Below are 19,336 nucleotides of genomic sequence, written 5' to 3'. Positions count from 1 at the left end.
CATGACCACAAAAGGAATCTTAGGTAAAAAAGTAGGGATGACACAAGTTTTTACTGAAAACGGCGAATTAGTTCCTGTAACAGTTGTTGAAGTTGGGGCTAATGTTGTTTTGCAAGTTAAAACAGTCGAAAATGATGGTTACGAAGCAGTTCAATTAGGCTTTGATGATCTTCGTGAAGTTTTGGCAAACAAACCTGCTAAAGGTCATGCAGCAAAAGCAAAAACTGCTCCTAAGCGCTTCATTCGTGAAATTAAAGATGTTGAGCTTGGAGAATACAAAGTCGGTGACGAAGTCAAGGCAGATGTTTTTGAAACAGGCGATATCGTTAATGTTTCAGGTACATCCAAGGGACATGGCTTCCAAGGAAACATTAAGCGTTGGGGGCAAGCTCGTGGACCAATGGCCCATGGATCTCGTTACCATCGTCGCCCAGGTTCAATGGGTGTTATTATCAACCGTGTTTTCAAGGGCAAGTTGTTACCAGGACGCATGGGTGGAAATCGTGTAACAATCAAGAACTTGGAGATTGTTAAGGCTGACACAGATAATAATGTTTTATTGATCAAGGGTAACGTACCAGGTGCAAACAAATCACTATTGACAATTACAGGTTCAGTTAAAGAAAACTAATTCGAGGAAGGGAGGAATTTTAAATGCCAACAGTTGCATTATTCAAACAAGATGGTAGCAAAAATGGTGAAGTTAAGTTAAACGAAACTGTTTTTGGTATCGAACCAAATAACAATGTCGTTTTTGATGCAGTCGTTATGCAACGAGCATCATTGCGTCAAGGCACACATGCTGTCAAAAACAGAAGTGCTGTGTCTGGTGGTGGTAAGAAGCCATGGCGTCAAAAGGGAACAGGTCGTGCACGTCAAGGATCGATCCGTTCACCACAATGGGTTGGTGGTGGAACAGTTTTCGGACCAACACCAAGATCATATAGTTACAAACTTCCTAAAAAGGTTCGTCGCTTAGCAATCAAGTCTGTTCTTTCACAAAAGGTATTGGATGAAGGTTTGCTTATAGTAGACAAGTTGTCTTTCGAACAACCGAAGACAAAGGCCTTTGCAGAAGTTTTAAATAACTTAAATGTTAATACAAAAGTCTTAGTAGTTCTTGAAGATGGCAATGACTTAGCTGCACTTTCAGCTCGCAACTTAAAAAATGTTACGGTCGTTGATCCAAAAGGCGTTAATGTCTTAAATGTAATCAACAACGATAAGTTAGTCATGACTCAAGAAGCTCTTTCTCAAGTAGAGGAGGTTCTTGCATAATGGAATCACGTAAAGTTATATTAAAACCAGTTGTCACTGAAGCATCTATGGCTGATATGGATGACAAACGTTATACATTCGATGTAGATACACGTGCAACTAAAACACAAGTTAAAAAAGCGATTGAAGAGATTTTTGATGTTAAAGTTGTTAAAGTAAACATCATGAATGTCAGAGGAAAACTCAAACGTATGGGTCGTTACGCTGGCTATACAAAAAAGCGTCGCAAAGCAATTGTTACTTTGAGCTCTGACTCAAAAGAAATCAAATTATTCGAAGAATAAAAATAACTAATTAGGAGGGAATTCACTTGGGGATCAAAAAATTTAAACCGACCTCAAACGGACGTCGTAATATGACTGGTTCAGATTTTTCTGAAATCACAAAAACAACTCCAGAAAAATCATTGCTTGAATCACAAAGCAAAACGGCTGGCCGTAATAGCTATGGTCGTATTACAGTTCGCCATCGTGGCGGTGGACACAAACGCCAATATCGTTTGATTGACTTCAAACGTATCAAAGACGAAGTGCCTGCAACAGTTAAAGCTATCGAATATGATCCAAACCGTTCAGCAAATATTGCTTTACTTGTATATGCTGATGGGGTTAAGTCATATATTCTTGCACCAAAGGGTCTTGTCGTAGGACAAGTAGTTCAATCTGGTAAGGACGCAGATATCAAGGTTGGTAACACTCTGCCACTTTCAGATATCCCAGTTGGTACAATTGTTCATAATGTTGAATTAAAACCAGGAAAAGGTGGACAATTAGTTCGCTCTGCTGGCGCTTCAGCACAAATCCTTGGTAAAGAAGGAAAATACGTGCTTGTCAGACTTACTTCCGGCGAAGTTCGTATGATTCTTTCAACATGCCGTGCATCAATTGGAGCAGTTGGAAATGAACAACATGAACTTATTAAGATTGGTAAAGCCGGTCGTTCTCGTTGGGCAGGCAAACGTCCTACAGTTCGTGGTTCAGTAATGAACCCTAACGATCACCCTCATGGTGGTGGTGAAGGTAAAGCTCCTGTTGGTCGTCCAAGTCCAATGTCTCCATGGGGTAAGAAAACAATGGGTTATAAGACTCGTTCTAAGAAAGCCCAATCTGATAAGTTTATTGTTCGTAAACGGAATAAATAATTACGGTGTTAGCGCGTAAAGAATAGAGCTGATCCGAAAGGAGGATTCACATTGAGTCGTAGTTTGAAAAAAGGACCATTTGCAGATGCACATCTTATGAAAAAGATCGAAGCACAAGCAGATCAAGAAAAAAAGACTGTTATTAAGACATGGTCACGTCGTTCAACAATTTTCCCTAGTTTTATCGGGTATACAATCGCTGTGTATGATGGGCGTAAGCATGTCCCAGTATATATCCAAGAAGATATGGTTGGACATAAATTAGGTGAATTTGTTCCTACACGTACATTCCATGGTCATGGCAGTGTAGATAAGAAGACAGAAGTAGCTAAGTAAGGGAGGGTATAAAAATGGCTGAACAAGTAACATCAGCAAATGCAACTGCCAAAACAGTTCGAATCCCTGCACGTAAAGCACGTCTGGTGATCGATCTTATTCGCGGTAAAAGTGTCGCTGAAGCATTAGGAATTTTAAAGTTCACACCAAGAGCTGGATCTGAAATTATTGAAAAAGTGCTGAACTCTGCAATTGCGAATGCAGAAAATAATTTTGATTTGGATGTTGAAGATTTGGTTGTAAGTGAAGCCTATGCCAATGAAGGACCAACGCTCAAGCGTTTTCGTCCACGTGCTAAAGGTTCTGCTTCTCCAATTAACAAGCGTACAAGTCATATAACTGTAGTTGTATCTGTAAAATAAGGAGGGATAATGCGTGGGTCAAAAAGTAAATCCAACGGGATTACGTGTCGGAATCATTCGTGACTGGGATGCAAAATGGTATGCTGAGAAAGATTTTGCAACTAATTTGCACGAAGATTTGCACATCCGTGAATATATTCAAAAAAAATTAGCCGATGCATCTGTCTCTACCGTTGAAATTGAGCGTGCAGCAAAGCGCGTTAATGTTTCAATCCATACAGCAAAACCTGGTATGGTTATCGGTAAAGGTGGATCTGAAGTTGAAAAGCTTCGTAAAGAATTAAACAATTTAACAGGTAAGAGAGTTCATATCAACATTATTGAGATCAAGAGACCTGATTTAGATGCTCAATTAGTTGGTGAAAATATTGCAGTACAATTGGAAAATCGTGTTGCATTTCGTCGTGCTATGAAGCAAGGTATTCAGCGCACAATGCGTTCTGGTGCAAAAGGGATTAAAGTACAAGTTGCTGGACGTTTGAACGGGGCAGATATGTCACGTGTAGAACATTTTTCTGAAGGCACAGTTCCATTGCATACACTTCGCGCTGATATCGATTATGCTTGGGTAGAAGCAACCACAACTTATGGTAAATTAGGCGTTAAAGTTTGGATTTATCGTGGTGAAGTTCTCCCTGCAAAGAAAGATAATCGTAAAGGAGGGAAATAGTCTATGTTAGTACCAAAACGTACAAAGCATCGTCGTGAGTTCCGTGGTAAGATGCGTGGCGAAGCAAAGGGCGGTAAGTCTGTTGCTTTTGGTGATTATGGTTTGCAAGCAGTTGATTCACATTGGATCACAAACCGTCAAATCGAAGCAGCCCGTGTTGCGATAACACGTTATATGAAACGTGGTGGGAAAGTTTGGATTAAAATTTTCCCTCACAAATCATACACAGCCAAAGCTATTGGTGTTCGTATGGGTTCTGGGAAAGGTGCTCCTGAAGGTTGGGTATCTCCAGTAAAACGTGGGAAAATTATGTTTGAAGTAGGCGGCGTTTCTGAAGAAGTTGCCCGTGAAGCATTACGTTTGGCTTCCCATAAACTCCCAGTGAAAACGAAGGTTGTAAAACGTGAGGAAGTAGGTGGCGAATCAAATGAAGGCTAAAGAAATTAATGAATTAACCACTGCTGAAATGCTTGAAAAAGAAAAACAATTCAAAGAAGAATTATTCAATCTGCGCTTCCAATTAGCTACCGGACAATTAGAAAACACGGCACGCTTAGGTGAAGTCCGCAAGACGATTGCTCGTATTAAAACAGCATTGCGTCAACAAGAAATCAACAAGTAGAATACGAAAAGGAGGCAAATAAAGTATGACTGAAGCTCGTAACCAACGTAAAGTCTATCAAGGACGTGTTGTTTCGGACAAAATGGATAAAACAATTGCAGTTGTCGTTGAGACATATAAGAACCACAAGGTTTATGGCAAGCGTGTTAAGTATTCCAAGACATTTAAGGCACACGATGAAAAGAACGAAGCAAAAGTTGGAGATATCGTGAAAATTATGGAAACTCGTCCATTGTCAGCTACAAAGCGTTTCCGCTTATTAGATGTCGTTGAAAAAGCAGTTATTATTTAGCAATTATTTGCTGAATAAAATGTACTTTGATTCGTATTCTGATTCGTTAACGAAAGGAGGTCACATACTGTGATCCAACAAGAAAGTCGTTTAAAGGTCGCTGATAACTCGGGAGCTCGTGAACTTTTAGTAATTAAAATTTTGGGTGGTTCTCGTGTTAAGACTGCAAATATCGGTGACGTAATTGTTGCTACTGTCAAACAAGCAACACCAGGTGGTGTTGTCAAAAAGAGCGATGTTGTTAAAGCAGTTATTGTTCGTACAAAATTCGGTGCACATCGTGCAGATGGTTCTTATATCAAATTCGATGAAAATGCAGCTGTAATCATTGGCGATGACAAATCACCAAAGGGTACACGTATTTTTGGACCAGTTGCTCGTGAATTGCGTGACGGAAACTTTATGAAGATCGTTTCCTTAGCACCTGAGGTATTGTAAAAAAACCATTTTGGTAAGGAGGTGCGGAACAAAAATGTTTGTTAAAAAGAATGATAAAGTTAAAGTGATTGCTGGGAAAGATAAGGGTAAAGAAGGCATCGTTGAAAAAGTTTTACCTGGAAAAAACCGCGTAATCGTAAAAGGTGTAAATATTATTAAAAAACATCAAAAACCAACTAATGCCAATCCTAATGGTGGAATCGTTGAAATTGAAGCGCCAATTCATGCTTCAAATGTTATGTTGATCGATCCATCTAACAATGAAACAACTCGTGTAGGTGTTAAGGTTGTTGACGGTAAAAAAGTCCGTGTATCCAAAAAAACTGGTGAAGTTTTAAATAATGCACCAGAGGACAAAGAATAGGGAAGGAGGATACTCTCTTCATGGTTAATCGTTTAAAAGAAAGATATGATAAAGAAATTGTTCCATCTTTGATGGAAAAGTTTAGCTATACTTCAATCATGCAAGCACCTAAGGTTGATAAAATTGTTATCAATATGGGTGTTGGTGATGCTGTAAGTAATGCTAAAAACTTGGATGAAGCTGTTGAGGAATTAACTTTAATTTCAGGACAAAAACCTGTTATTACTAAAGCTAAAAAGTCAATTGCGGGATTCCGTTTACGTGAAGGTATGCCGATTGGAACAAAAGTTACTTTACGTGGCCAACGGATGTATGATTTCTTGGATAAATTAGTTTCAGTTTCATTACCACGTGTTCGTGATTTTCATGGGGTCAGCAAACGTGCGTTTGACGGCCGTGGGAACTATACATTGGGTATCCGCGAACAATTAATTTTTCCTGAAATTGATTTTGATGATGTTAATAAAGTTCGTGGAATGGATGTTGTCATTGTTACAACTGCTAATAGTGATGAAGAATCTAAAGAATTATTGACGCAATTAGGAATGCCATTCGCTAAATAAAGGGGGTTTCACATTGGCTAAAAAGTCGCAAATTGTAAAGAACAAACGCCAAGCTAAGTTCTCGACGCAAGAATATACACGCTGTGAACGTTGTGGTCGTCCACATTCAGTTTATCGCAAATTTAAGTTATGCCGTGTTTGCCTGCGAGATCTTGCACATAAGGGTCAAATTCCTGGGATGAAAAAGGCTAGCTGGTAATCCAATAAAGTAAAGGAGGGCAAACAAATGGTCATGACTGATCCAATAGCAGACTTCTTGACTCGTGTTCGTAATGCTAATTTAGCAAAACATGAATCACTTGAAGTACCTGCATCAAAAATTAAGCACGATATTGCTGAAATTCTAAAAAATGAAGGTTTTGTACGCGATGTTGAATATATCGATGATGATAAACAAGGAATCATTCGTGTGTTCTTAAAATATGGAAAAGACAGTGAACGTGTTATTTCCGGCATCAAACGTATTTCAAAGCCAGGCTTACGCTCATACGTTAAAGCTGACGCAGTTCCTAAGGTTTTAAATGGACTTGGGATTGCAATTATCTCTACCTCAGAAGGGGTTATGACAGATAAAGAAGCCCGCGCCAAAAATGTTGGTGGCGAAGTATTAGCTTACGTTTGGTAAAATTAGATATCACAAGGAGGTGTAACAACCGTGAGTCGAATTGGTTATAAAGACGTTGTATTACCTGAAGGTGTTGAAGTTAAAACAAACGGCAATGCTGTGACTGTTAAAGGTCCTAAAGGTGAATTAACACGTGAATTTACTGATAAAATTACTATGAAGATCGAAGGCAATGTTGTTTCGTTTGATCGTTCAAGCGATGACAGCAAAACAAAAGCTTTGCATGGTACAACAAGAGCTAACTTTCATAATATGGTAGTTGGTGTAACGGAAGGTTTCAAAAAAGAATTGGAACTCCGTGGTGTTGGTTATCGTGCACAAATGAAGGGCAATACACTTGTACTGAATGTTGGTTACTCACATCCAGTAGAGTTTGAAACTTGGGAAGGTCTGAAGTTGGAGACGCCTTCTGCAACTTCAATTATTGTTTCCGGTATTTCAAAACAAGCTGTTGGTGATTTAGCAGCTCAAATTCGTTTGACTCGTGCCCCAGAACCTTATAAAGGTAAAGGTATACGTTATGTTGGCGAATATGTCCGTCGTAAGGAAGGTAAGACTGGTAAATAGTTAACAGTCATAGTGAATTACGAGATAAAAAATTCAAGAGGTGAATATTTTGATTTCAAAACCAGACAAGAATAAGACACGCCAAAAGCGTCACTTGCGTGTTCGCGGTAAGATATCTGGTACAGCTAAGTGCCCACGCTTAAATGTTTATCGTTCAAACAAAAACATCTACGCTCAAGTAATTGATGACGTAGCGGGTGTGACGCTAGTTAGTGCCTCTACATTAGATAATGAAGTTAAAGGCAACACAAAGACTGAGAAAGCTGCTTCAGTCGGAGAAGTTGTTGCAAAACGTGCAGCAGAAAAAGATATCAAAGAAGTAGTCTTTGATCGTGGCGGGTATCTCTACCATGGCCGTATCGAAGCACTTGCTGAAGCTGCTCGTAAGAATGGATTAGACTTTTAGGAAAAGGAGGGAAACGCATTTATGACTTTTATCGATCCAGCTCAATTAGATTTAGAAGATCGTGTTGTTGCAATCAATCGTATTACAAAAGTTGTTAAAGGTGGACGTCGTCTACGCTTTGCAGCTTTGGTTATTGTGGGAGACCACAATGGTCACGTTGGTTTTGGCACTGGTAAAGCACAAGAAGTTCCAGATGCTATTCGCAAAGCTGTTGAAGCTGCTCGTAAGAACTTGATCAAGGTTCCTATGGTTGAAGAAACACTTCCACATGAAGTGATTGGCGAATATAGTGGTAGCCGCATTATGTTAAAACCAGCGATCGCTGGTTCTGGAGTTGCTGCCGGTGGTGCAGTTCGTGCCGTCATGGAATTGGCTGGTGTTGCTGATGTTACAAGTAAATCACTTGGCTCAAACACACCAATCAATGTTGTTCGTGCAACAATGGACGGACTAACAAAAATGAAGAGTGCCGCTGACGTTGCTTCTCTTCGTGGTGTGTCAACACAACATTTAGCAGAATAAGGAGGGCTCACTTGTGGTTAATTTAAAAATTACGTTAACGAGTAGTATCATTGGGCGTCCTCAAAAACAACGCGATATCGTTAAAGCTCTGGGCTTAGGCCGTGTTCAAAGCTCAGTTGTTCTGCCTGATAATGCTGCAACTCGTGGTGCTGTTGCAAAAATCAATCATTTGGTTGATGTTACGGTTGCCGACTAATTACTGATGACATGTTATAATATATCAACAAGGAGGTGTCGACCTGATGAAATTGCATGAGTTAAAAGCAAGTGAAGGATCACGTAAAGTTCGTAATCGTGTTGGACGTGGAACATCGTCCGGCAATGGTAAAACGGCTGGTCGTGGTCAAAAAGGTCAAAAAGCTCGTGGTAAAGTACGTTTAGGTTTTGAAGGTGGTCAAATGCCATTGTTCCGTCGTATGCCTAAGCGTGGTTTTCAAAATATCAACCGCAAAGAATACGCAGTTGTTAATCTGGAAACTCTTGAAAAATTCGACGAAGGAACAGAAGTTACACCAGTATTGCTAGCTGAGAATGGTGTAATCAAAGATGAAAAAGATGGTATTAAAGTTTTAGCTAATGGTAAGTTGACGAAGAAATTAACAGTGAAAGCTAATAAATTCTCAACTGCTGCTAAAGATGCCATTGAAGCAGTTGGCGGTCAAGCTGAGGTGATTTAATGCTTAAAACAATGAAGAACGCCTTAGCTGTGAAAGATATTCGTGAGAAGATTTTGTTTACGTTAGGCGTCTTGATTGTATTTCGTTTAGGCACATATATCACAGTCCCTGGGATCAACGCTAAAGCTTTAGATAGTGTTGCGTCTTCAGGGTTAGTTAGTATCTTAAATACTTTTAGTGGTGGCGGCTTAACGAACTATTCGATTTTAGCGATGGGAGTTTCTCCATATATAACTGCACAAATTGTTGTTCAGTTGTTACAGATGGATATTGTTCCGCGTTTTGTTGAATGGAGTAAGCAAGGGGAAGTTGGAAGAAGGAAACTTAACCAAGCCACAAGATACTTAACTATTGTGCTGGCGTTCGTACAATCGATCGGGATTACAGCCGGTTTTAACGCCTTGAGCAGCTTGAATTTAGTTACCAATCCGGGTATGGAAACATATTTAAGTATAGGATTGATTCTGACTGGTGGTTCAATGTTTACAACTTGGTTGGGAGATATGATTACTGATCGTGGATTTGGTAATGGTATTTCAATGATCATTATGGCTGGGATACTTGCGCGGGTTCCGACAGGTGTTCAACAGATATATACTGAACAGTTTTTAGACTCGTCATCGAGTGATTACTGGAAAGGTATTTTATTTGTTGCAGTTTTGGTTATTGCTGTATTAGTTATTGTTGCTTTCGTTACATACGTTCAACAGGCTAATTACAAAATTCCAATCCAGTATACTCGTCGTTTGGCGGGAGCAACCGAGAGCTCTTATTTGCCACTTAAAATAAATGTTGCTGGTGTTATCCCAGTCATTTTTGCGAGCTCCTTTATTGCTACACCGCAAACAATTTTAATGGCATTTACGCAAAATCATTCCGAAGATACGTGGTATCGTGTCATGACGAATATTTTTAATATGCAGGCAACAGGCGGAATGATTCTATATACAGTTTTGATTGTTCTCTTTACATTCTTCTATGCTTTTGTTCAGGTAAATCCTGAAAAGTTATCGGAAAATCTGCAGAAACAAGGAAGTTATATTCCAAGTGTCTGGCCAGGAAAAGAAACTGAGAAATATGTTTCACGTTTGTTGATGCGTTTAAGCTCAGTTGGTTCGATTTTCTTAGGATTAGTATCATTAATCCCACTTGTTGCTTCAAATGTCTGGGGCCTTGATGAATCTATTGGTTTAGGCGGCACTAGTCTTTTGATTGTTGTTGGTGTTGCTTTAGAATCGATAAGACAACTTAAAGGTATGATGATGAAACGCGAATATGTCGGTTTTATTAGGTAATAGGTAAAAAGGTTCGGCTGCACTTTTGTGGAGCCAACTTTTTAATTTTTGCAGTATTTACTAGTAATGATAAGCTTGGCTTTTATTGGTTATGCAATTGCTGTAGAAAAATACTTTTTACTGATTATAAAATTTAAAATGGAGGTTTTTTAGAAATGACTGCAATGAATTTAATGCTGATGGGGCTTCCCGGTGCTGGAAAGGGAACACAAGCAGAGCGGATTGTCGATCAGTATAAGATTCCGCATATTTCAACAGGCGATATTTTTAGAGCTGCTATTAAAAATGAAACCCCAATGGGTTTAAAGGCAAAAGGGTTCATTGACAAGGGTGAACTTGTTCCAGATGAGGTAACTAACGGGATCGTTAAGGAACGACTAACCAAAGATGATACAAAAAACGGTTATTTACTTGATGGATTTCCACGTAATATGGTCCAAGCAAAAGCTTTAGATGAAATCGGACAAGAATTAGATCGAAAGTTAACTGGTGTTATCAATATCCATGTTGATCCGGATTCTTTGCTGGAACGTTTGACAGGCCGTTATATTTGTCGCAAATGTGGTGCAACCTATCATAAGGTATTTAACCCTACTAAAGTAGAGGGCGTCTGCGATCGTTGTGGAGGCAAAGAATTCTTTCAACGAGAAGATGACAAGCCTGAAACTGTCAAGAACCGTCTTGATGTGAATATTAAGATGAATACGCCATTACTTGATTTTTACAAACAAAAAAACATTTTGCATGAAGTAAATGGCAATCAAGAAATTCAAAAAGTTTTTGCGGATGTAAAAGAAATTTTGGATAATTTAAAATAATTTTTTGCGCAGCAGAGCTTGCAATAGTAGGCTTGGAATGATATACTATTCCAGGTTTATCTTTTCTATAGGATTAGTCTGTCCATTTGGATGGATTAGCTTGCGGAAACAAGCGGATCAATCTTTTTTGATTGGTCCACGGATTTGCGTGTTAAGTTATAAAACCATTTAAGGAGGTACTTTTGCGTGGCGAAAGATGATGTGATTGAAATTGAGGGTACGATCAAAGAAACGTTACCCAATGCGATGTTCAAAGTTGAACTCGAAAACGGACATGAAATTTTAGCTCACGTTTCAGGGAAAATTAGGATGCATTATATTCGTATTTTGCCTGGCGATAAAGTGACGGTTGAAATGTCCCCTTACGATTTGACTAAGGGTCGCATTACCTATCGCTTTAAATAGATTGTACTTCAAATACATTTGGGAGGTATAATTCATGAAAGTAAGACCATCAGTAAAACCAATGTGCGAACACTGTAAAGTAATTAAGCGCAAAGGCCGTGTTATGGTAATATGTTCAAATCCAAAACACAAACAACGTCAAGGATAATAAATAATCAGGAGGTGTAATTGTTATGGCTCGTATTGCAGGTGTCGATTTACCACGTGATAAGCGTATCGTGATCGGCTTAACTTACATTTATGGAATCGGTAATTCAAGCGCACAAAAGATTCTGGCAGAAGCAGAAGTTTCTGAAGATATTCGTGTGCGTGACTTAACAACTGATCAGGAAGATAAAATTCGTGCAGTTGTTGATAGCTACAAAGTTGAAGGTGATCTTCGTCGTGAGGTTAGCTTAAATATCAAACGTCTGTCCGAGATCGGCTCATACCGAGGCTTACGTCATCGTCGCCATTTACCTGTTCGTGGTCAAAATACCAAGAACAACGCGCACACACGTAAAGGCCCAGCCGCATCAATTGCCGGCAGAAAAAAATAAATAATATAAAATAAAGGAGGTTAGCTAGTTCATGGCAGTTAAAAAAGGTTCACGTAAACGCCGCGTCAAGAAAAATATTGAGAGCGGAATTGCACATATTCATTCAACGTTTAACAATACACTTGTTATGATTACCGATGTTCATGGAAATGCAATTGCATGGGCATCAGCTGGTTCATTAGGTTTTAGGGGTAGTCGTAAATCAACACCATTTGCTGCTCAAATGGCTGCTGAAGCTGCTGCAAAAGGTTCGATGGAACATGGTATGAAGAGTGTCGAAGTTGCCGTTAAGGGACCAGGCTCTGGTCGTGAAGCTGCAATTCGTGCTTTGCAAACAACAGGTCTTGAAGTGACGTCAATTCGCGATGTTACGCCTGTTCCTCATAATGGGTGTCGTCCTCCAAAACGCCGTCGTGTTTAATGTGGCTCATATTCATTTTGAGGTAAATCTTCATAATGTTTTCGCCAGATTACACGTTACGTTTTGAAAGGGGTAAAGATAAGAATGATCGAATTTGAAAAACCAAAAATTCATAAAATTGAAGAAAGTCCTAATTATGGCAAATTTGTTGTAGAACCTCTTGAACGTGGTTATGGTACAACATTAGGTAATTCTCTTCGCCGAATTCTGCTTTCTTCCCTACCTGGAGCAGCAATAACAAATATTCAAATTGATGGTGTTTTGCATGAATTCTCAACCATAAAGGGTGTACTCGAGGATGTAACGCAAATTATTCTGAATTTGAAAAAAGTTGCTTTGCGTATTGATTCTGAAGAGGATCAAACATTGGAAATCAATGTTACAGGGCCTATAGAAGTTACAGCTGGAGATATCCAAGGCAGCAGTGAAGTTGAAGTCTTGAATCCAGACTTGTACATTTGTACAGTAGCAGAAGGGGCGTCATTCCATGTTCGGATGACTGCTAATACTGGACGCGGCTATGTTTCAGCTGATGAAAACAAGGCTAAGTCCGATGAAATGCCGATCGGTGTTTTGCCAATCGACTCAATTTATACCCCGATTGAACGTGTCAACTATCAAGTAGAAAAAACGCGTGTTGGTCAAAAAGATGATTATGATAAATTGACACTCGATGTTTGGACTAATGGTTCTATCACGCCGAGTGAGGCTATTAGTTTATCTGCGAAGATTTTAACGGAGCATTTGACTTTATTTGTTGATTTGACCGATGAAGCTAAAAATGCTGAAATCATGGTTGAAAAAGAAGAAACACATAAAGAAAAAATGCTTGAAATGACGATTGAAGAGCTTGATTTATCAGTTCGTTCTTACAACTGTTTGAAACGCGCTGGCATCAATACTGTTCAAGAGTTAACGAATAAATCAGAGGCCGACATGATGAAGGTCCGTAATTTAGGACGTAAGTCACTTGAAGAGGTTAAAAATAAGTTAATCGATCTTGGTTTATCATTACGTCATGATGACTAATATTTGTTGAGGGAGGGAAATTATTCATGAGTTACCGTAAGTTAGGACGCACAAGCGCTCATCGTAAATCAATGTTGCGTAATTTGACGACAGATTTGATTGTTAACGGTAAAATCGTTACAACTGAAACCCGTGCAAAAGAAGTTCGCAAAACAGCTGAAAAAATGATATCGCTTGGCAAAAAAGGCGATTTGGTTGCACGTCGTCGTGCTGCTGCCTTTTTAATGGATGTTGTTGCCGATGTTAAAGAAGATGGCGATGATATTACTATCCAATCGGCTTTGCAAAAATTATTTGCAGAAGTTGCTCCTCGTTATGCTGAACGCAACGGTGGATATACACGTATTCTCAAGATGAGTGAACGTCGCGGCGATGCTGCTAAGTTAGTTGTTCTTGAGTTAGTCGATTAATATCTAGCTTTATTTGTCACTTTTATAACGATAACTGGGCGTTACGATGTTGGGGTTAAACCGAGTCTAGTCCTAAGTACCATCTTTGATGGGAAACTTTCGTTATAAAAAGTGATTTTTTATTATAATAATTTTTATATTTTACCGGGACAGAGGTGTGCAGTGTGCATGCTTGTATCTCGGTTTTTTTAGAATAAACAATTAGTGATTTTGAGGAGTACTTGCAGCTGATTCAGCACACTTATGGTATGATAGTCTGTATAAAAGTGAAAAAAGGAGACATCCATGGAAGAACCAATAATTGAGATTTCCGATTTATCTTTTAAATATCCGCAGCAAAAGCGGGAGGCTTTGAGTCATCTTGATTTAACAGTTACTTCTGGAGAATGGGTGGCTGTGATTGGACACAATGGGAGTGGTAAGAGTACTCTTGCAAAGTTGGTTGATGGCTTGCTGGTTCCCGAAACAGGAACGGTAAAAATTGCAGGAGTTTCGTTGACCTCGGAAACTTTATGGGATATTCGGAAAAATATAGGAATGGTATTTCAAAACCCTGATAACCAATTTGTGGGAGCGAACGTTGAAGAAGATGTGGCTTTTGGATTGGAAAATCAAGGTGTTCCAAGAGAGCAAATGATTGAGCGCGTGCGCTCTGCACTTGAAAGTGTAGGAATGTGGGATTTTGCACAACACGAACCGGCACGTTTGTCTGGCGGACAAAAACAGAGAGTTGCTTTAGCGGGAGTGATCGCTCTTCGACCAAAAATCATTATTATGGATGAAGCAACGAGTATGCTCGACCCTGAAGGAAGAAAAGAAATTATTCAGCTTATTAAAAATTTAAATCAGAAAAACGGGTTTACTGTTATTTCAATTACACATGATATTGAAGAGGCTTCTTTGGCTGAAAGGGTGGTCGTTATTGATGATGGTGTTTTAGTGCAAAACGATAAGCCAGAGAATGTGTTTCAACGTGGGGCGGCTTTAATTGAAAGCGGACTTGATATTCCATTCTCAGAAAAACTGAAAAACGAAATAAAAAATTATGGGATTGAAGTACCGCAAGAATATCTTACTGAAAAAGGGATGGTGGACTGGTTGTGTCAATTCATTTCGAAAAAGTAAATTATATCTATCAAGCAGGAACACCATTTGAACATCAAGCATTGAAGAACGTAACTGTCTCAATCCCTAAGGGGAGTTATACGGCTATTATTGGACACACAGGGAGTGGAAAGTCGACTTTGCTGCAGCATCTTAATGGACTCTTAAAGCCGTCCAGTGGACATGTGACAGTTGCAGACAAGGAAATAACTTCCACGACAAAGAATAAAGAACTTGGTGAATTAAGAAAGCATGTCGGTATTGTCTTTCAGTTTCCTGAGGCGCAGCTTTTTGAGGAGACTGTAGTCAAGGATATTGCCTTTGCACCAAAAAATTTTGGTAAGACTCAAGAAGAAGCAGAAAAAATTGCGATTGAAATGGCAGATTTAGTTGGTTTACCCGATAATATTTTGAATGGATCACCTTTTGAACTATCTGGGGGGCAAATGCGCCGTGTAGCGATTGCAGGTATTTTAGCAATGAAGCCTGATGTGTTGGTACTTGACGAACCAACAGCTGGTCTTGATCCTAAAGGGCGTCTTGAAATGATGCAGATGTTTGAAAAGTTGCATCAGCGACAGCAGCTGACGATTGTTTTGGTGACACATCAGATGGATGATGTTGCTAATTATGCGAGTCATACAATTGTTTTAGAAAAAGGTGAAGTTATTGCCGCGGCACCACCGAAAGAGGTGTTTAAAAACCCTCAATGGCTTCTTGAACACCACTTAGCTTTGCCTAAGGCAACAAAATTTGCGTATGAATTACAGAAAACAGGGAAGTTTTCTTTTGATAAAATGCCGTTAACGGAAAAGGACCTTGCGGCTGCCATAGCAAATTCTTTGAAGAGGGGAGGCAATTAAACTGAATAAAGTAATTCTAGGCCGTTATATCCCAGGAAAGTCTATTATTCATCGCTTGGATCCGCGTTCAAAGCTTATCCTGAGCTTTTACTTTATTGTTGTTATTTTTCTTGCCAATAACTGGCAGACGTATGCATTACTTTCATTTTTTACAATAATGTCCGTTTTTATGTCTGGCGTTAGCTTCAGTTTTTTTTTGAAGGGTGTAAGACCTCTCATTTGGCTTATCTTGTTTACTGTTTTACTGCAAGTATTCTTTTCACGGGGTGGCACTGTATATTGGCAATTTGGACCTTTGTCCCTAACAAGCTCTGGTGTGATCAATGGTAGTTACGTTTTTTGTCGTTTTGTTTTGATTATTTTTATGTCAACATTGCTAACATTAACCACCGCTCCCTTAGAGATTGCTGATGCTATGGAATCGCTCATGGGACCTTTAAAAAAAATTAAAGTGCCTGTTTATGAAATTTCGTTAATGCTGTCAATTGCTTTGCGGTTTGTTCCAACTTTGATGGATGAGACAGAAAAAATAATGAATGCTCAGCGTTCAAGAGGAGTTAATTTTGGGGAAGGAAGTATTGTGCAGCAGATAAAATCTGTTATACCGCTACTGATTCCTTTGTTTGTTAGCTCTTTTAATCGAGCTGAAGATCTTGCAACTGCGATGGAAGCGAGAGGATATCGTGGCGGTGAGGGCCGCACAAAATATCGTGTGCATTTTTGGAGATTAAATGATACATTGGCCTGCGTTGTATTTGCTTTTTTAACAGTTATATTATTAGGTTTGCGAAATTGGTAATGGAATGGTGAAAAAAGATGACGAATAGATATATGGTGACTCTAGCGTATGATGGAACTAAATTTGCGGGTTTTCAGAGCCAGCCTAATCAGCGGACTGTTCAGTCTGTGCTCGAAACAGCTGTTAACAAAATGAGCACAGCGGCTTCCTTTGTGCATATTTTTGGTTCGGGAAGAACAGATGCGGGGGTACATGCGTTGGGGCAGGTTATTCATTTTGACCTTGAGAATGATATTCCGGAGAAGGGAATAGTAAATGGACTGAACAGTCTTTTGCCGTTGGATATTGAAATTTTAGATGCAAAAAAAGTCGCCTCAACATTCCATGCGCGTTTCACAACTCATGGCAAACGTTATTTATATCGGGTTAGCTTAGGTAGATTTGTTAATCCGTTCAAACGTTTTTACACGGGCCACTATAAGTATTCTTTAGATTTGGAGTTGATGAAGAAAGCCTTACCTGATGTGATTGGAACGCATGATTTCTCAAGCTTTGTTGCTTCTGGGAGTCAGACAAAAAGTCATGTCAGAACTATCTATGATGCTACTATCAAACAAGATCTTGAAAATAAAGAAATTATTTTTGAATTTTATGGTAATGGCTTTTTATATAATCAAGTAAGAATCATGGTAGCTGCTTTACTCGAAATTGGGAACAGAAAGCGACCGGTCCATGACTTTTTAAGATTGTATGAAGTAAAAGATCGCAATCAATGTCGAGCAACTGCCCCAGCAAGTGGTTTGTACTTGAAAAAAGTTTATTATAAAGAAAACGCTGCAAACAATATAACTAATTGATTTTTAATCATTGACTTTATGGGATAAAAAAAGTATCATAGTATCTGGTATTGTTTGCCCCACAGTAGGCCCCGGAAACTTATTTTGTGTCAAACAAGCATATAAAAATGGAGGAAATAAAACGTGCGTACAACATATATTGCAAAACCAGGTGAAGTGGAACGTAAATGGTATGTCGTAGATGCAACTGATGTTCCACTGGGACGTTTGTCCTCAGTTGTGGCTTCTGTCTTGCGTGGCAAGAATAAGCCAACATTTACGCCTAACGTTGATACAGGTGATTTCGTTATTGTCATTAATGCAGAAAAGATTGCTTTGACAGGTCATAAAGCAGAACGTAAAGTTTATTATCATCATACAGATCATCCAGGTGGTTTGAAGAGCCGTACTGCTGGCGAATTCCGTCAAAATGATCCTGAGAAGTTAATTGCTTTATCAATTAAAGGAATGCTTCCAAAAGGAACACTCGGAAAAGCACAAGCTAAGAAGTTGCATGTTTATCGTGGTGCAGATCACAAGCATGAAGCTCAAAAACCAGAAGTATTGGATATCACAAACTTAATCTAGGAGGAAACTTAATTGGCTCAAGTACAATATAGAGGAACAGGCCGTCGTAAAGATTCTGTTGCGCGTGTTATTTTAACACCCGGAACAGGTAAAATTACAATGAACGGCAAACCTGCAGAAGAATATATTCCATTTGCTAACTTACGTAAAGTTATGGTTCAGCCATTTGAAGCTACAGAAACAACAGGTTCATATGATGTTTCTGTGAATGTTAATGGCGGGGGCTTTTCTGGTCAAGCCGGTGCAGTTCGTCATGGGATTGCTCGTGCTTTGCTTGAAATCGACCCAGATTTCCGTGGCGTTTTGAAACGTGCTGGTTTATTAACTCGTGATGCACGTATGAAAGAACGTAAGAAACCAGGTCTTAAGAAAGCTCGTAAGGCTCCACAATTTTCAAAACGTTAATATTATTTTTTATCAACGCTTCAAAGCACTTCTCGCTTATTTTGAGGAGTGTTTTTTTATATTACGTATAATAGCAGGAAAAGCTGTCTAATTTTTTTGAAATCGTTTAAAAATGAAGTAGATATTTAGTAAAATTGTGTTGAGCATCAAGCGTTTGATGGAGTAACTACTGTCAGTTTGATATAAAAATATTTTAGAAAATGTAATCAGTAATTAGATAAATAAAAAAATAGTATCAAGATTGCCTTTGAGAAAAAGGCGATTTTGATACTATTTCTTTACTTTAACTCCTAGGACAGTTAAATTGCCATTGTGGAGCAATTTGATGATGAGGTGGGCCATATGTTCAGGGGGAAGCTTAAAATCAGAATGCAACCACCAATGAATTGTTCCCATGAAAGTAGAAATCATGTAAGAAATTATGAAATCAGTCGGCATAACAATATCATCTTCTTCGATGCGCAATTTTGCAAAGATCTTAGTATAGTGGTTTCTCAAAAAATCAGAAAATGCATCGGTCAGAATAAGATTGTTTCTGCCTTCAGTAGCAATCAGATAGAATTTTTTATTTTCCTTAATCATAAGAAAGGCGGTTGTTAATAATTCGACTAATTTTTGTTTCTGAATTATGCTACCATCTTCGAGTATGTCTTGCTCTAGCTTTTTGAAAAGCGGATTTAATATGAATGAGAAGATTTGTTCATAAACATCTTGTTTGTCTTTAAAGTGTGCATAGAAAGTAGATCGATTGATCATTGCTTTATCAGCAATATCTTGGATTGTAATGTTGTCGAATCCCTTTTTTTCAATCAAATCAATAAAGGCGTTAAAGATCATTGTTTTTGTGCGTATAATACGTAAGTCCTGTTTACTCATAAAACACCTCCATTAAAAACAACAGATTATCTGTATTTGTTGCATAACGAGCAAAATGCAGAAGATTGATGATTGCATGCTGTTCTGAATTGCTTACAATATAAAGTAAGTATAGCAACACGGTGTTGGTTATTCAACACGGTGC

35 protein-coding genes are annotated in these 19,336 nt (G+C 38.8%); 34 read left to right on the top strand and 1 reads right to left on the bottom strand.

Annotation, left to right across the window (positions count from 1 at the left end; genetic code table 11):
• Position 1 precedes the first annotated feature (1 nt).
• From rplC to rpsI, 34 genes are all read left to right on the top strand, one after another.
• The gene (gene rplC / locus FC19_RS10920; protein WP_057876971.1) at positions 2-631 is read left to right on the top strand and encodes a 50S ribosomal protein L3; all 630 of its coding nucleotides are present in this window, start codon (positions 2-4) and stop codon (positions 629-631) included.
• A 23-nt stretch (positions 632-654) separates the two neighbouring features.
• Positions 655-1,278 (top strand): 50S ribosomal protein L4, encoded by a 624-nt coding sequence (gene rplD / locus FC19_RS10915; RefSeq protein WP_057876970.1) that lies wholly within the window; start codon positions 655-657, stop codon positions 1,276-1,278.
• Positions 1,278-1,562, top strand: a complete 285-nt coding sequence (gene rplW / locus FC19_RS10910; protein ID WP_057876969.1) for a 50S ribosomal protein L23 — start codon at positions 1,278-1,280, stop codon at positions 1,560-1,562. The genes rplD and rplW overlap by 1 nt, the downstream gene beginning before the upstream one ends.
• 26 nt (positions 1,563-1,588) lie before the next feature.
• Complete coding sequence (rplB, locus tag FC19_RS10905) at positions 1,589-2,419, top strand: 50S ribosomal protein L2 (RefSeq protein WP_057876968.1); 831 nt, start codon at positions 1,589-1,591, stop codon at positions 2,417-2,419.
• A gap of 51 nt (positions 2,420-2,470) precedes the next feature.
• The gene (gene rpsS / locus FC19_RS10900) at positions 2,471-2,755 is read left to right on the top strand and encodes a 30S ribosomal protein S19 (protein ID WP_057876967.1); all 285 of its coding nucleotides are present in this window, start codon (positions 2,471-2,473) and stop codon (positions 2,753-2,755) included.
• Between the two features lie 14 nt (positions 2,756-2,769).
• Positions 2,770-3,117, top strand: a complete 348-nt coding sequence (gene rplV, locus FC19_RS10895; protein ID WP_057737836.1) for a 50S ribosomal protein L22 — start codon at positions 2,770-2,772, stop codon at positions 3,115-3,117.
• 13 nt (positions 3,118-3,130) lie between these two features.
• Positions 3,131-3,787, top strand: coding sequence for a 30S ribosomal protein S3 (gene rpsC, locus FC19_RS10890; protein ID WP_057876966.1), 657 nt, complete (start codon positions 3,131-3,133; stop codon positions 3,785-3,787).
• 3 nt (positions 3,788-3,790) lie between these two features.
• Positions 3,791-4,225, top strand: a complete 435-nt coding sequence (rplP, locus tag FC19_RS10885) for a 50S ribosomal protein L16 (protein ID WP_057876965.1) — start codon at positions 3,791-3,793, stop codon at positions 4,223-4,225.
• On the top strand, positions 4,215-4,409 hold the full coding sequence (gene rpmC / locus FC19_RS10880) for a 50S ribosomal protein L29 (protein ID WP_034989704.1): 195 nt from the start codon (positions 4,215-4,217) through the stop codon (positions 4,407-4,409). The genes rplP and rpmC overlap by 11 nt, the downstream gene beginning before the upstream one ends.
• A 25-nt stretch (positions 4,410-4,434) precedes the next feature.
• On the top strand, positions 4,435-4,701 hold the full coding sequence (gene rpsQ / locus FC19_RS10875; protein WP_057876964.1) for a 30S ribosomal protein S17: 267 nt from the start codon (positions 4,435-4,437) through the stop codon (positions 4,699-4,701).
• A 69-nt stretch (positions 4,702-4,770) separates the two neighbouring features.
• The gene (rplN, locus tag FC19_RS10870; protein ID WP_034989706.1) at positions 4,771-5,139 is read left to right on the top strand and encodes a 50S ribosomal protein L14; all 369 of its coding nucleotides are present in this window, start codon (positions 4,771-4,773) and stop codon (positions 5,137-5,139) included.
• Between the two features lie 34 nt (positions 5,140-5,173).
• Positions 5,174-5,503, top strand: coding sequence for a 50S ribosomal protein L24 (gene rplX / locus FC19_RS10865; RefSeq protein ID WP_057876963.1), 330 nt, complete (start codon positions 5,174-5,176; stop codon positions 5,501-5,503).
• Positions 5,504-5,523: 20 nt separating this feature from the next.
• The gene (gene rplE / locus FC19_RS10860; protein ID WP_057876962.1) at positions 5,524-6,066 is read left to right on the top strand and encodes a 50S ribosomal protein L5; all 543 of its coding nucleotides are present in this window, start codon (positions 5,524-5,526) and stop codon (positions 6,064-6,066) included.
• Between the two features lie 13 nt (positions 6,067-6,079).
• Positions 6,080-6,265 (top strand): type Z 30S ribosomal protein S14, encoded by a 186-nt coding sequence (locus tag FC19_RS10855; RefSeq protein WP_057876961.1) that lies wholly within the window; start codon positions 6,080-6,082, stop codon positions 6,263-6,265.
• A gap of 27 nt (positions 6,266-6,292) precedes the next feature.
• Positions 6,293-6,691, top strand: coding sequence for a 30S ribosomal protein S8 (gene rpsH, locus FC19_RS10850; protein ID WP_057876960.1), 399 nt, complete (start codon positions 6,293-6,295; stop codon positions 6,689-6,691).
• 30 nt (positions 6,692-6,721) lie between these two features.
• Positions 6,722-7,258, top strand: a complete 537-nt coding sequence (gene rplF, locus FC19_RS10845; protein ID WP_057876959.1) for a 50S ribosomal protein L6 — start codon at positions 6,722-6,724, stop codon at positions 7,256-7,258.
• 40 nt (positions 7,259-7,298) lie between these two features.
• Entirely contained in the window at positions 7,299-7,664 is a 366-nt protein-coding gene (rplR, locus tag FC19_RS10840; protein ID WP_057876958.1) for a 50S ribosomal protein L18, read from the top strand.
• 21 nt (positions 7,665-7,685) lie between these two features.
• Positions 7,686-8,186 carry a 30S ribosomal protein S5 gene (gene rpsE, locus FC19_RS10835; RefSeq protein WP_057876957.1) on the top strand — a complete coding sequence of 167 codons (501 nt, stop codon included), beginning with the start codon at positions 7,686-7,688 and terminating at the stop codon, positions 8,184-8,186.
• Positions 8,187-8,199: 13 nt separating this feature from the next.
• Entirely contained in the window at positions 8,200-8,382 is a 183-nt protein-coding gene (rpmD, locus tag FC19_RS10830) for a 50S ribosomal protein L30 (protein ID WP_057876956.1), read from the top strand.
• 46 nt (positions 8,383-8,428) lie between these two features.
• The gene (gene rplO / locus FC19_RS10825) at positions 8,429-8,863 is read left to right on the top strand and encodes a 50S ribosomal protein L15 (protein ID WP_057876955.1); all 435 of its coding nucleotides are present in this window, start codon (positions 8,429-8,431) and stop codon (positions 8,861-8,863) included.
• A complete protein-coding gene (secY, locus tag FC19_RS10820) occupies positions 8,863-10,158 on the top strand; it encodes a preprotein translocase subunit SecY (protein ID WP_057876954.1) in 1,296 nt (431 codons plus the stop codon). Before rplO ends, secY begins: the two co-directional genes overlap by 1 nt.
• A gap of 164 nt (positions 10,159-10,322) precedes the next feature.
• On the top strand, positions 10,323-10,976 hold the full coding sequence (locus FC19_RS10815; protein ID WP_057876985.1) for an adenylate kinase: 654 nt from the start codon (positions 10,323-10,325) through the stop codon (positions 10,974-10,976).
• Positions 10,977-11,162: 186 nt separating this feature from the next.
• Entirely contained in the window at positions 11,163-11,381 is a 219-nt protein-coding gene (gene infA, locus FC19_RS10810) for a translation initiation factor IF-1 (protein WP_003689399.1), read from the top strand.
• 34 nt (positions 11,382-11,415) lie between these two features.
• Positions 11,416-11,529 carry a 50S ribosomal protein L36 gene (gene rpmJ, locus FC19_RS10805; RefSeq protein WP_003689393.1) on the top strand — a complete coding sequence of 38 codons (114 nt, stop codon included), beginning with the start codon at positions 11,416-11,418 and terminating at the stop codon, positions 11,527-11,529.
• 25 nt (positions 11,530-11,554) lie between these two features.
• On the top strand, positions 11,555-11,920 hold the full coding sequence (gene rpsM / locus FC19_RS10800; protein WP_057876953.1) for a 30S ribosomal protein S13: 366 nt from the start codon (positions 11,555-11,557) through the stop codon (positions 11,918-11,920).
• Positions 11,921-11,951: 31 nt separating this feature from the next.
• Positions 11,952-12,341, top strand: coding sequence for a 30S ribosomal protein S11 (gene rpsK, locus FC19_RS10795; protein ID WP_057876952.1), 390 nt, complete (start codon positions 11,952-11,954; stop codon positions 12,339-12,341).
• 84 nt (positions 12,342-12,425) lie between these two features.
• Positions 12,426-13,370 (top strand): DNA-directed RNA polymerase subunit alpha, encoded by a 945-nt coding sequence (locus FC19_RS10790; protein WP_057737872.1) that lies wholly within the window; start codon positions 12,426-12,428, stop codon positions 13,368-13,370.
• Between the two features lie 26 nt (positions 13,371-13,396).
• Complete coding sequence (gene rplQ, locus FC19_RS10785) at positions 13,397-13,780, top strand: 50S ribosomal protein L17 (RefSeq protein WP_057737874.1); 384 nt, start codon at positions 13,397-13,399, stop codon at positions 13,778-13,780.
• Positions 13,781-14,065: 285 nt separating this feature from the next.
• Complete coding sequence (locus FC19_RS10780) at positions 14,066-14,905, top strand: energy-coupling factor ABC transporter ATP-binding protein (RefSeq protein WP_057876951.1); 840 nt, start codon at positions 14,066-14,068, stop codon at positions 14,903-14,905.
• Positions 14,881-15,747 carry an energy-coupling factor ABC transporter ATP-binding protein gene (locus FC19_RS10775; protein WP_057876950.1) on the top strand — a complete coding sequence of 289 codons (867 nt, stop codon included), beginning with the start codon at positions 14,881-14,883 and terminating at the stop codon, positions 15,745-15,747. Before FC19_RS10780 ends, FC19_RS10775 begins: the two co-directional genes overlap by 25 nt.
• A 1-nt stretch (position 15,748) precedes the next feature.
• On the top strand, positions 15,749-16,546 hold the full coding sequence (locus FC19_RS10770) for an energy-coupling factor transporter transmembrane component T family protein (RefSeq protein WP_057876949.1): 798 nt from the start codon (positions 15,749-15,751) through the stop codon (positions 16,544-16,546).
• A gap of 17 nt (positions 16,547-16,563) precedes the next feature.
• Positions 16,564-17,343, top strand: coding sequence for a tRNA pseudouridine(38-40) synthase TruA (gene truA, locus FC19_RS10765; protein ID WP_057876948.1), 780 nt, complete (start codon positions 16,564-16,566; stop codon positions 17,341-17,343).
• Positions 17,344-17,466: 123 nt separating this feature from the next.
• Entirely contained in the window at positions 17,467-17,910 is a 444-nt protein-coding gene (gene rplM, locus FC19_RS10760; RefSeq protein WP_057876947.1) for a 50S ribosomal protein L13, read from the top strand.
• A 12-nt stretch (positions 17,911-17,922) separates the two neighbouring features.
• Complete coding sequence (gene rpsI / locus FC19_RS10755; protein ID WP_057876946.1) at positions 17,923-18,315, top strand: 30S ribosomal protein S9; 393 nt, start codon at positions 17,923-17,925, stop codon at positions 18,313-18,315.
• Between the two features lie 270 nt (positions 18,316-18,585).
• Here the strand turns inward: rpsI and FC19_RS10750 are convergent, their stop codons facing one another.
• Positions 18,586-19,191, bottom strand: a complete 606-nt coding sequence (locus FC19_RS10750; RefSeq protein ID WP_057876945.1) for a TetR/AcrR family transcriptional regulator — start codon at positions 19,189-19,191, stop codon at positions 18,586-18,588.
• Positions 19,192-19,336: the final 145 nt, after the last annotated feature.

Origin of the sequence: Liquorilactobacillus aquaticus DSM 21051 (assembly GCF_001436755.1) — a bacterium.
Lineage (GTDB): Bacteria > Bacillota > Bacilli > Lactobacillales > Lactobacillaceae > Liquorilactobacillus > Liquorilactobacillus aquaticus.
The sequence above is the reverse complement of the archived record's forward strand: the minus strand, read 5'-3'. Positions and strand labels throughout refer to the sequence as shown.